General features: G+C 40.4%; 11 protein-coding genes. 1 reads left to right on the top strand and 10 read right to left on the bottom strand.

Annotation, left to right across the window (positions count from 1 at the left end):
• Positions 1 to 17: 17 nt before the first annotated feature.
• Together tuf and O3652_RS01785 are read right to left on the bottom strand one after the other, a co-directional pair.
• Positions 18 to 1214 (bottom strand): elongation factor Tu, encoded by a 1197-nt coding sequence (tuf, locus tag O3652_RS01790; protein ID WP_001040720.1) that lies wholly within the window; start codon positions 1212 to 1214, stop codon positions 18 to 20.
• Positions 1215 to 1449: 235 nt separating this feature from the next.
• Positions 1450 to 2559 carry an AI-2E family transporter gene (locus tag O3652_RS01785; protein ID WP_000489823.1) on the bottom strand — a complete coding sequence of 370 codons (1110 nt, stop codon included), beginning with the start codon at positions 2557 to 2559 and terminating at the stop codon, positions 1450 to 1452.
• 104 nt (positions 2560 to 2663) lie between these two features.
• Here O3652_RS01785 and pbp3 point away from each other — a divergent pair, with 104 nt between their 5' ends.
• On the top strand, positions 2664 to 3905 hold the full coding sequence (gene pbp3 / locus O3652_RS01780) for a D-alanyl-D-alanine carboxypeptidase PBP3 (RefSeq protein ID WP_125413163.1): 1242 nt from the start codon (positions 2664 to 2666) through the stop codon (positions 3903 to 3905).
• Positions 3906 to 3934: 29 nt separating this feature from the next.
• Here the strand turns inward: pbp3 and sdbB are convergent, their stop codons facing one another.
• The 8 genes from sdbB to pfkA all read right to left on the bottom strand — a co-directional run bounded on the left by sdbB (position 3935) and on the right by pfkA (position 12036).
• Positions 3935 to 4480, bottom strand: coding sequence for a thiol-disulfide oxidoreductase-associated lipoprotein SdbB (gene sdbB / locus O3652_RS01775; protein WP_125413162.1), 546 nt, complete (start codon positions 4478 to 4480; stop codon positions 3935 to 3937).
• Between the two features lie 10 nt (positions 4481 to 4490).
• Complete coding sequence (ccdA2, locus tag O3652_RS01770; protein ID WP_000443810.1) at positions 4491 to 5198, bottom strand: thiol-disulfide oxidoreductase-associated membrane protein CcdA2; 708 nt, start codon at positions 5196 to 5198, stop codon at positions 4491 to 4493.
• Positions 5199 to 5323: 125 nt separating this feature from the next.
• The gene (locus O3652_RS01765; RefSeq protein ID WP_125413161.1) at positions 5324 to 6184 is read right to left on the bottom strand and encodes a methionyl aminopeptidase; all 861 of its coding nucleotides are present in this window, start codon (positions 6182 to 6184) and stop codon (positions 5324 to 5326) included.
• 15 nt (positions 6185 to 6199) lie between these two features.
• Positions 6200 to 7477, bottom strand: a complete 1278-nt coding sequence (gene spxR / locus O3652_RS01760; protein WP_000033809.1) for a CBS-HotDog domain-containing transcription factor SpxR — start codon at positions 7475 to 7477, stop codon at positions 6200 to 6202.
• Entirely contained in the window at positions 7470 to 8021 is a 552-nt protein-coding gene (locus tag O3652_RS01755; RefSeq protein WP_125413160.1) for a GNAT family N-acetyltransferase, read from the bottom strand. The genes spxR and O3652_RS01755 overlap by 8 nt, the downstream gene beginning before the upstream one ends.
• A gap of 15 nt (positions 8022 to 8036) precedes the next feature.
• The gene (locus O3652_RS01750; protein WP_125413159.1) at positions 8037 to 9296 is read right to left on the bottom strand and encodes a UDP-N-acetylglucosamine 1-carboxyvinyltransferase; all 1260 of its coding nucleotides are present in this window, start codon (positions 9294 to 9296) and stop codon (positions 8037 to 8039) included.
• 160 nt (positions 9297 to 9456) lie between these two features.
• Positions 9457 to 10962 (bottom strand): pyruvate kinase, encoded by a 1506-nt coding sequence (gene pyk / locus O3652_RS01745; protein WP_042902347.1) that lies wholly within the window; start codon positions 10960 to 10962, stop codon positions 9457 to 9459.
• 66 nt (positions 10963 to 11028) lie between these two features.
• On the bottom strand, positions 11029 to 12036 hold the full coding sequence (gene pfkA / locus O3652_RS01740) for a 6-phosphofructokinase (RefSeq protein ID WP_000820882.1): 1008 nt from the start codon (positions 12034 to 12036) through the stop codon (positions 11029 to 11031).
• Positions 12037 to 12080: the final 44 nt, after the last annotated feature.

Here is a 12080-nt window from a genome sequence, read left to right as displayed (position 1 = left end):
CTGGGAACTTAATCGAATTAAGCTTCGATTTCTGTAACCATACCTGAACCAACAGTACGTCCACCCTCACGGATAGAGAATGTAGTACCTTGTTCTACGGCGATTGGGTGGATCAACTCAACGTCGATAGTCACGTTATCACCAGGCATTACCATTTCAGTACCTGCAGGAAGTTCGATTGAACCTGTAACGTCAGTAGTACGGAAGTAGAATTGTGGACGGTAGTTGTTGAAGAATGGAGTGTGACGTCCACCTTCTTCTTTAGTAAGGATGTAGACTTCACCTTTAAATTTAGTGTGTGGGTTGATTGAACCTGGTTTAGCGATAACTTGTCCACGTTCGATTTCGTCACGTTGAACACCACGAAGAAGGACACCTACGTTATCTCCAGCAAGACCTTCGTCAAGTTGTTTACGGAACATTTCAACACCAGTAACAACTGCTTTTTGAGTTTCTTCTTTGATACCAACGATTTCGATTTCGTCGTTGACACGAACAGTACCACGGTCGATACGTCCTGAAGCAACTGTACCACGTCCAGTGATTGAGAATACGTCTTCGACTGGAAGAAGCAATGGTTTTTCAGTGTCACGTTCTGGTTCTGGGATGTACTCATCAACAGTGTTCATCAATTCCATGATGATGTCTTCGTATTTAGAGTCACCTTCAAGAGCTTTAAGAGCTGAACCTTGGATAACTGGAAGATCGTCACCTGGGAAGTCGTATTCTGACAAGAGGTCACGGATTTCCATTTCAACCAATTCAAGCAATTCTTCGTCGTCTACCAAGTCAATTTTGTTCATGAAGACGATAAGGTGTTTAACACCAACCTGACGTGAAAGAAGGATGTGCTCACGAGTTTGTGGCATTGGTCCGTCAGTTGAAGCTACTACAAGGATAGCTCCGTCCATTTGAGCGGCACCAGTGATCATGTTTTTAACGTAGTCCGCGTGTCCTGGAGCGTCGATGTGAGCGTAGTGACGTTTTTCAGTTTCGTACTCAACGTGCGCAGTGTTGATAGTGATACCGCGTTCGCGTTCTTCTGGAGCAGCATCGATAGACGCATAGTCTTTAGGTTGGTTAACTGCTGAAGGCAAGCGACGTGCCAATACAGTTGTGATAGCTGCAGTCAAAGTAGTTTTACCGTGGTCAACGTGTCCGATAGTACCAATGTTAACGTGTGGTTTACTACGATCGTATTTTTCTTTTGCCATTTGAGTAAAAGCCTCCAATAAAATATATTTTATAGATAGACAGTAGGCAATACAGTCTAACTTTCCTTACTATTTTATCAAATTTCTGCTAAATTGCAAGTGTTTTACACATATTTTGTGAATTAATCTAAATCTTATCAAATCCTGTTCTTCTGCTTCTTTATGGCAATATGAATTCAAACTTATTTTGTTTGGGCGATAGTCTTTTCATCAAAAAAATCAGGTTTCCCTGATTTTAATTTGATTCTGTTTTTTCCAATTCTTTAGCTTCTTTATGGTTTTCATATAACTTCGCTAGGAACTTAGTAATTTCTTTAAAAATAGAATAAGTAGGTACTGCTACGACCATCCCTATGACACCGTAGATATTACTTGACAGTAAAAGGAGCACCAAGATCGTAATCGGATGCACTTTCATAACTCCTCCAACGATGCGTGGATAGAGAACATTTCCATCAATCTGCTGAATAATGAGCATATAAGCAACCGCAATCAACATACGATGAGGATCCGTGAACACATTGGCAATCACCATTGGAATCAAGCCAATACTTGGACCAACATAAGGAATTAAATTTGCGATTCCAGAAAAAATAGCAAAAACTAAGGCGTACTTTAATCCGATAACGCTATAGCCAATATAAGCTAAACATCCAATAATAACCGCATCAATCGCAATTCCACTGATATAACGGGCTATAGTTGTATTGAGATTGGTTAAAAGGCTAGAAAGATTCAATTTGTCATGTTTTAAGACGGTACGTTCCAACATTGGTAGCAACTTATGACCATCCAACAAGAAGTAAATCAAGAATACAGGGGTCATAATGAGAATCAGCACTGTACTAAACAAGGCTGAAAGAACGCTTCCTAAACTGTTGCTGACGCTATTAAGGATATTCTGGAGGATATCCACATAGGAGAGATTAAGTTGTTGAATTGTTTGTTGAATATCAATATTTTGGAAGACTGGATTCATGGACAAATCGATGATCAAATCTTGTAGTCTACTATAGATATTTTGACTAGAAATAATCAAGCTGGTCAACTGATTAATCAAAATCGGCAAGAGATAAACGACCCCTACAACGATAGCACCAATTAAGGCACAAAGAGTAACCAAGACACCAATTAGACGATTAATTTTACATCTCTTTTCTAAGAAAGTAACGATTGGATTTGTAATATAGTAAAAAAATCCACCAAGCAAAAATGGGATCATGATGGTATTCACAACCGTTACGAAGGGAGTAATGATGGCTCCCATTTCTCTCCAAAGATAGAAAATCAGTGTTAATAATAAAATTTCAGCTGTCCAAAAAAATAATTTGTTTCTACGGAACATAGGTATCCTCCTTCTCTCTATTTTACCATATTTCTGAAAAAGATAAGTTGGCTTTAGTAAAAAAGCGAGAATATTTTTTTTCTTTATGATAAAATAAAGCTAATATGAAAAAAATAATTTTATCTTTTATGACACTTTTAGTTTTTGGAACAGCTTCTACTGTTTCTGCTCAGGAGTTTGATGTTGCTGCTAAACATGCCATTGCCGTCGAAGCTACAACTGGAAAAATCCTCTATGAAAAAGATGCAAATCAGCCTGTAGAAATTGCTTCCATTACCAAACTGGTTACAGTTTATTTGGTCTATGAAGCTCTGGAACAAGGAACTATCAGCCTATCTACACCTGTTGATATTTCGGACTATCCTTACAAACTTACAACTAATTCTGAGGCGAGTAACCTCCCTATGGAAGCTCGAAATTATACTGTTGAACAACTATTAGAGGCTACAATGGTATCCAGTGCAAACAGCGCTGCCATTGCACTAGCAGAAAAGATTGCTGGTTCTGAGAAAGACTTTGTAGACAAAATGAGGGCTAAACTTCTTGAATGGGGAATTCAAGATGCAACTATTGTAAACACAACTGGTTTAAATAATGAGACCCTTGGCGATAATATCTATCCTGGTTCTAAAAAAGACGATGAAAACAAGTTGAGTGCCTACGATGTTGCAATCGTCGCTCGTAACCTCATCCGAGATTATCCTCAAGTTTTGGAAATCACCAAAAAGCCAACTTCTACCTTTGCAGGACTTGAAATCCACTCAACCAACTATATGTTGGAAGGAATGCCTGCCTATCGTGGTGGTATCGATGGACTAAAGACAGGTACTACTGATAAAGCTGGCGCTTCATTCGTTGGAACAACTGTTGAGAAAGGGATGCGTATTATTACGGTTGTTTTGAATGCAGATCAACAAGATACCAACCCTTATGCGCGTTTTACCGCAACTTCTGCACTTTTAGATTATATTTCTGCAAACTTTGCCTTAAAAACTGTCGTTCAGAAAGGTGAAGCATACAACGATAGTAAAGTAACAGTTCTGGATGGTAAAGAAGATAATGTGACAGCTGTCGCTAAGTCAGATATTTCCATCGTCCAACGCATCGGAAGCGGTACTACACCAGCCCTCCAATTCACACCGAAATCAACATCAGAAATGGCTCCATTGGAAGAAGGCAAGGTTGTTGGTACTCTGACCTATGATGATCAGGATTTGGTCGGCCAGGGCTATCTCACTTCTGACAAACCATCTTTTGAAATGGTTTCTGAAAAGAAAGTAGAAAAAGCCTTCTTTTTGAAGGTTTGGTGGAATCAATTTATCCGCTTTATCAATGAAAAACTATAAAAAAATCGCGAATAATCGCGATTTTTTCTTTATTTCATTTCTTTAAATGCTGCTTCTGCATCAGCGTTGCTAATAGCACCAAATTGGATTTTTCCGATTTTACCTTGACTGTCAATCAAGTATTCTGTTGGAATACTACGAATTTGGTAGGCTTGGAAGGTAGTTGCTTGCGTATCATATAGAACTGGAATATCCTTGTAGCCTTGTTCTTGGTACCATTTTGGAAAGTCTTGAACTGTTTTTTCACCTTGTAAACCAGGTGCAATGACACTCAAGATTTCAAAGTCTCGATCTTGTTTGGCAGCTAGTTCCATCAACTCAGGCATGCTTTTTTTACATGGTCCACACCAAGAAGCCCAGAATTTTAAATAGACCTTTTTCCCTTTATAGTCTGATAACTTGACTTCTTTGCCATCCATAGACTGCAAGGTGAAGTCTGGCGCATCCTTACCGACTGCGATTTGTTGTACAGCTGGTTGTTTTGGACTGCTTGTCTGTTTGGTTTCTTTTTCACCACAGGCAATCAACAAGAATAGAGACATGAGGCTCAATCCAGCAAAAATAACTTTGTTCATTTTTTCTCCTTTATCCAAGAATTCCTGACAAGGCATTTAACTGCCCTAGCATTAATAACAATCCCATCAAAATAATCAAAGCTCCGCCGATTTTCTTTAGTAGAATCATATGGGGTTTTAATTTACTAAAATAGGGCATAATCCAGCCCGAAGCCAAGGCCAAAACAATGAAAGGAAGGGCCATTCCCAATGTGTATACTAATGTTAACACGGCTCCTTGCCAAGCACCATTACCACCTGAAGCCGCCAGAGCCAAGACCGAACTTAAAACTGGTCCGATACAAGGGGTCCAACCAAAACTAAAGGTTATCCCAAGTAAAAAGGCTGACAGATAGTGATTAGACTTTGATTGTTTGAAGGTGACTGTCTTTTGAATCTCCAGTTTATTGAAATGCAAGATTTCCATCTGGTGAAGCCCTAAAAGAATAATGACTATTCCCATAGCATAACGAAACCAGTCTGCATAGAGCATGTGCCCTAGGAATCCAGCTCCAAATCCCAAAATAAAGAAAATGAGGGAGATTCCTGCAATAAAGCACAAGGTTCGAATTAAACCAGACCATGCAACGTCTCTTCCAAAAAAGCGAAAGCTTTTCGAATTTCCCTGATCATCCAGTAAAATACCAGCATAGACAGGTAGCAAAGGAAAGATACAGGGTGAAAAGAAGGACAGGATACCTGCTAAAAAAACGGATACTAGAAATATAATCGACTCCAACGAATTACCTACTTTCTTAAAATTCTAATCCTATTTTACTACAAAAGAATAAATTTGTAAGAAGTCTGCTACGCTTATTTATTTTGATAAAATTTGACACAAAAAAAGGAGCTAAGCTCCTTTTTTTAATACGTTCCTTCTTCACCTTGACTAGTCAAGATAACTGGACCGTCTTTGGTAATCACGAACTGGTGTTCATATTGGCAAGACAGGCAGCCATCTATAGTCTTATGAGCCCAGCCAGTCTTCATATCTGTATCGATTTCCCAGTCACCAGTATTGATCATGGGTTCAATGGTTAGTACCATTCCTTCACGGAGGCGGAGTCCACGGCCTGCAATACCGTAGTTAGGAACCATTGGCTCCTCGTGCATAGTTGGACCAACACCATGACCAACCAAATCGCGAACGACACCGTAACCGCGACTTTCAGCGTATTCTTGAATGGCTGCACCGATATCACCGATACGATTGCCAACAACTGCTTGCTCAATCCCTTTATACATAGCTTCCTTGGTCACGTCCATCAGGTTTTTCACTTCTTCAGACGGTGTACCAACCGCATAAGCCCAACATGAGTCAGCTAAACCACCAGTATAACTTTGGGTGTATTTTTTCATTTGCTCAACATTGTTGAAATTGAGTTTAGAGACATTGAGGTCGGATTTGGCAATCGGACCACCCAGTACCATGTCAACCTTGAGCAAATCACCATCTTTCAAGATGTAATGACGTGGAAAAGCGTGAGCTACTTCGTCATTGAGAGAGCAACAAGTGGCATAGGGGTAATCCATGACTGCACCATCTACTCCAATCTGTAAAGGAAGGAAATTCTCCTCTTTACAACGTCGACGAACGTACTCTTCAACTTCCCACATATCCACGCCTGGCTTAATCAAATCACGTAAGCCGATATGGATACTTGCTAGGAAATCACCAGCCTTGTCCATGGCTTCGATTTCACGTGCTGATTTTAAAGTTATCATTTTTTCTCCTAGATTCTAATTAATTTTAACCGTAACATTTGCTTTTGAAACAATCTGATGACCATGATAAATATCATAATCAATAATAGCTGAACGTCTCGTGTGGTGAATAATTCGAGCCTGAATCCGCAGAGTATCATCTATCTGTACAGCCTGCAAGAAATAAATCAACATCTGTTCAATGATGAGATTACGTCCACTATTCACAACGAGGTCTTGAGTCATATGGTTGAGAATTTCAGCCAAGACACCATTAGCAAGAACACCATTTTTCTCCAGCATGAAGGGCTCAACAGTAATAACGACTTCATCATGATGATAAGAAAGTTTTTGCCCAATTTGCTCTGAGAAAGTTGGCAAGGCAGAAACTTGGGAACGGCTCATCTTTTCCATGACATCTCGTCGTGTTACGACACCGAGTAAGGTTTGGTTACTTCTGACTACCGGAACCATCTCAAAGTCTTCTGCAATCATTCGTTGACTGACATTGGCAATATTGGTTGCTAAGCCTGTTACAAAGATACTACGTGTCATCACCTTGTCAATCGTCGTGCTAGGGGATTTATCTCCTGCGTCGCGCATAGTAACAACCCCAACAACCACTTGGTGTTGGTTAATGACTGGGAAACGACTACTTCTGTTCTTACGGACCAAGTCTAGATAGTCTTTGACTGTATCCGTCTCTCTCAAAAAACCATACTCATGACTGGGACGATAGAGCTTTTCGACTGTTAAAATGTCTGTTTTGATTTGAACATTTGAGAGGGCCTTGTTAATCATGGTCGCTACTGTAAAAGTGTCATGTTTACTTCTTAGAACTGGAATCCCTTTTTTATTAGCCAACTCAAGAACATCGTCCTGCACATGAAAACCACCCGTTACAAGGACTGCATTTTCATTTTCCAAGGCTAAAAGTTGAATGCGAGTGCGGTCTCCTACGATCAAAAGACCGCCATCATGGAGATAGGACAGGATATTTTGCTCTGTCATAGCCCCAATGGAGAATTTACTAAACTCTCTCTCCAGCCCTTCCTGACCAGCTAAAACTTCAGATGAGGTGACTTCAGCAATTTCAGCATAGGTTAGCCTCTCAATAGCCACTTTCTGGGACTTTACCCGTATGGTTCCACTACGTGGCCGAGTTTCAACGATGCCACGATTTTCAGCTTCTTTGATAGCTCGGTAGGCTGTTCCGTCACTAACACCTAGGTGATTGGAAATACTGCGAACACTAACTCTCTTCCCAATTGGCAACTCTTCCAGATAGGACAAAATTTCCTGGTGTTTACTCATTGAATTCTCCTTTTATGTATCGAAATTCAAGATAGTCCCTCATTTTTCGCGTATAGCGATCGCTCCCCTTAAACTGTCGGACGAGGTTAAAGCCTGATTTTAAGGCTACTTTTTGACTAGCTTGATTTTCCAAATGAGTGATGATGGATAATTGTTTTAAACCAAATTCTTCAAATGAAAGCTGACATAGCTTGGTAACCACTTCTGTCATAAAACCTTGTGACCAAGAATCCTTTTTTAAGAAGTAACCAATTTCTGCTTCTTTATTGATTTCATCAATCTTTTCAAATTTAATGGAGCCAATCATTTCCTGATTTCCTTGGAGACAAATTGCCCAAACACCTAGAGGATTCTTCATAAAATAGTTAGCAAGGGCGTACTGACTTTCTTCCAAACTTGCTTGACTGGGAAAAATAAACTGTAAATTCTCAGGGTTTGAAGCAATCTCGAAAAACGCTTGACTGTCACTAAAAAAGAAAGGACGCAAATACAAGCGCTCCGTTTCAAAAAAAGAAAACATTGCTAATTTGGTCCAAATATTCATAATCACCTCAACGGCTTAGTCTTCAACGAGTGTAATATCTGCTCCAAGACTACGCAATTTTTCAATAATATCTGAGTAGCCACGAAGGATAAACTCAATATTCGTAATTTCAGTCTGGCCCTGAGCCATCAAACCAGCGATGACAAGTGCAGCACCAGCTCGCAAGTCTGTAGCTTTTACACTTGCCCCTTGTAACTTACGACCACCGTTGTAAATAATGTGATCGTTTGTAGTCGTAATATCCGCATCCATTTTTGCTAACTCAAAGACATGATTAACACGTTTCTCATAAATCGTATCAATAATGGTTCCACGACCTTGGGCAGTTAGTAAAAGTGGCGTGATAGGCTGTTGCAAATCGGTTGCAAACCCTGGATAGGGAGCTGTTTTGATATTGATGGCCTTTAAACCAGACTGTTCTTCAACGAAGATACTGTCTTCTGAGACCGTCATACGAACGCCCATTTCCTCTAGTTTGGCGATAAAGCCTTCAAGATGCTCATAAAGAACGTTGTTAATACGAATTCCTTTTCCTACTGCTGCAGCAAGTGAAATATAGGTTCCTGCTTCGATACGGTCTGGAATAACCTGGTGACGCGTTCCATGAAGTTTCTCGACACCATCAATAATGATAATATCAGTTCCTGCACCACGAATATGGGCCCCCATGTTGTTCAAAAGGGTAGCAACATCGATAATTTCCGGTTCACGAGCCGCATTTTCAATGACAGTGCGTCCCTTAGCTTTAACCGCAGCAATCATAGTGTTAATCGTTGCACCAACGCTGACGGTATCCATGTAAATACTTGCGCCATGAAGCCCCTTACCTTGGGCAGATAAATTCATATTATCTCCCTCATAGCTGACCTTAGCACCCATGGCTTCAAAGGCTTTTAAGTGAAGGTCAATCGGACGAGGCCCCAGATCACATCCACCAGGAAGTCCAACTGTAGCTTCACCAAAGCGACCTAAAAGACTTCCGTAGAAATAATAAGAAGCACGCAAGCTATTAATCTTGCCATAAGGCATAGGAATGTTTTGAACACCTCTTGGATCAATCTCCAAGACATCCTCATAACGCTTAACAGTCGCCCCCATAATTTCCATGATTTCGACAAGACTAGCAACGTCTGAAATATCTGGAACACAATCTAAAGTGACAATATCATCTGATAAGATAATAGCTGGAATAAGCGCTACAACACTATTTTTAGCACCACTAATGGTGATCTCACCTTGCAATGGACGTCCACCATTGATGACAATTTTTCTCATGTTTTACTCTTTCAAAATTTACTAAAAAGGTCTTTTCATTCTATTATACCATAATTTTCAGTTTTTTCCCATTCCTATTTACTAAATACCATCTCATTTTGATAAAAAAAGACCTATCACTCAAGCTTTTCAGCCTGAAATGATAGGTTTTTGTGTTAGATTAACGTACTGTACGGATACGCATTGTGTTTGTACGAACAGCTTCGCCAAGTGGCACACCTGCAACGATAACAATATCGTCACCAGATTCTACAAGGCCTGCTTCAACTGCTTTACGTTCAGCGATTTCGAACATATCATCAGTTGATGATGGAGCTTCAGTCAACATTGGGATAACACCCCAGTTCAACATCAATCCACGCTCTGTCAATTCGTCGAATGTCAATGCCAAGATATCAGCATTTGGACGGTATTTAGAAATCAAACGAGCTGTGTGACCAGTCTTAGTAAGGGTAACAACCAATTTGATGTTCATTGAGTTTGTAGCATCTTTAACAGCTGAAGCCATAACTTCTGTCTTAGAGTTACGTTCGAAAGTATCTGAGTTCAAACGTCCGTATTCGTTAAGAAGAGTTTGTGCGTTCTTGTCAATTGTAGCCATTGTTGTTACTGACTCAAGTGGGTATTTACCGTTTGCAGACTCACCTGAAAGCATTGTAGCGTCAGTTCCGTCGATAACAGCGTTAAATACGTCTGATACTTCTGAACGAGTTGCACGTGGTTTTTCAGTCATTGTTTCAAGCATGTTTGTTGCTGTGATAACAACTTTACCTGCTGCGTTCACTTTAGTGATGATCATTTTTTGATAAACTGGAACCATTTCGAATGGTACTTCGATACCCATGTCACCACGAGCGATCATGATACCGTCAGCAGCTTCAATGATTTCATCCAAGTTATCGATACCTTGTTGGTTTTCGATTTTTGCAAACAATTGAACGTGACCATTACCAGTTTCTTCACAGATTGCACGAACTTCGTCGACGTCTTTTGCAGTACGTACGAATGAAATCGCGATGAAGTTGATACCTTGTTCCAAACCGAAACGGATATCATCGTTATCACGTTCAGCAAGTGCTGGGAAAGGAATTTTAGTGTTAGGAATGTTTACACCTTTCTGCTTAGCAATGATACCGTCATTTTCAACGACTACTTCAAATTCACGAGTTGCATCGTCTTTTGCGAAAACACGAAGACCCAATTTACCATCGTCAACCAAAACTTGGTGACCAACTTCAACATCATCGTAGATATCAAGGGCACCAGCAACGTTCAAAGCAATCACATCACGAGTTGATTTGATTCCTTGTTTAGTTGCAACACGGATTTTTTCACCAGTTTTGTATGAGTACTCTTTTGCGTCACCTTCAAACAATTCTGTACGGATTTCAGGTCCTTTAGTATCAAGAAGGAAACCAACTTTTTTACCTGCAAGTTTTTCAGCAAGTTTAACAGTTGCCATACGCTCACCTTGTTCTTGGTGGTCACCGTGTGAGAAGTTGAAACGGAAAGTGTTTGCTCCTGCTTCAATCAATTTAGCAATATTTTGAGCTGAAGCTTCAACGTCAAGTTTTTCACCCCAGTATCCGTCTTCACCGAATTTTTTACCACCACGGATTTCAACCGCAGGACCTAAAGTTGCAACGATTTTTACACGTTTGTTCATGATTTTTGTGACTCCTTTATATAATTCGACCTTTTATGGTCATGTTACCAAATTAATGAAAGTTGATTAGGACAAGCTCTTGTTCAAAGCAGAAAGTTCAAGATCAGCTTTATGAGGGTTGTTAACAATAATCTTACCTTCTGCAGTTAAGCTAAACAAAGCTCCTTCTTCTGCTGTACCAAGGATTGGATTCTCAACCATTTTTTCGTTACGGATACCAACAGCGACACCACCGATTCCTTGTTTAAGGAGTTTAACAGCGTGTGCCCCCATACGTGATGCCAATACACGGTCACGCGCAGTTGGTGATCCACCACGTTGGATGTGACCAAGTTCTGTTACACGAAGGTCACTAGTGTCTCCTGCTTCTTTTAGTTTTTGACCAAATTCAGCTGCTGACATAACACCTTCTGCCAAAACGATAATGTTGTGTTTTTTACCGTGCTCATAACCAGCTTTGATACTAGCTACGATATCTTCCATCTTGAAGCCTTCCTCAGGGATGATAATTTCATCAGCACCAGTTGCGATACCAGCCCAAAGAGCGATATCACCAGCGTTACGTCCCATTACTTCAACAACGAAAGTACGACGGTGACTTGATGATGTATCACGAATCTTATCAATCGCATCCATTGCAGTCGTAACTGCAGTATCAAATCCGATTGTAAAGTCAGTCCCTACGATATCGTTATCGATTGTACCTGGAAGTCCAATAGCAGGGAACCCATGTTCCGTCAAGCGCATAGCTCCGTGATAAGAACCGTCTCCACCGATAACTACGACTCCTTCGATACCGTGTTTTTTCAATTGCTCAATCCCTTTAAGTTGGCCTTCAAGTTGTGCAAACTCGGGGTAACGAGCAGAGTGAAGGAAAGTACCACCACGAGAAATGATGTCTCCTACTGAAGCAGCATCAAGTGGATAAATTTCACCGGCAACCATACCAGCGTACCCATCATAGATACCAAAAACTTCCATTCCTTCTGAGATTGCTTGGCGAACTACTGCACGGATGGCAGCATTCATACCAGGGGCGTCTCCACCACTGGTCAAAACAGCAATACGTTTCATTTGGTTTATGCTCCTTTTTCTTTTAACATTCTTACTGATTATAC

Origin of the sequence: Streptococcus sp. 27098_8_23, assembly GCF_041432195.1 — a bacterium.
Taxonomy (GTDB): domain Bacteria; phylum Bacillota; class Bacilli; order Lactobacillales; family Streptococcaceae; genus Streptococcus.
The sequence above is the reverse complement of the archived record's forward strand: the minus strand, read 5'-3'. Positions and strand labels throughout refer to the sequence as shown.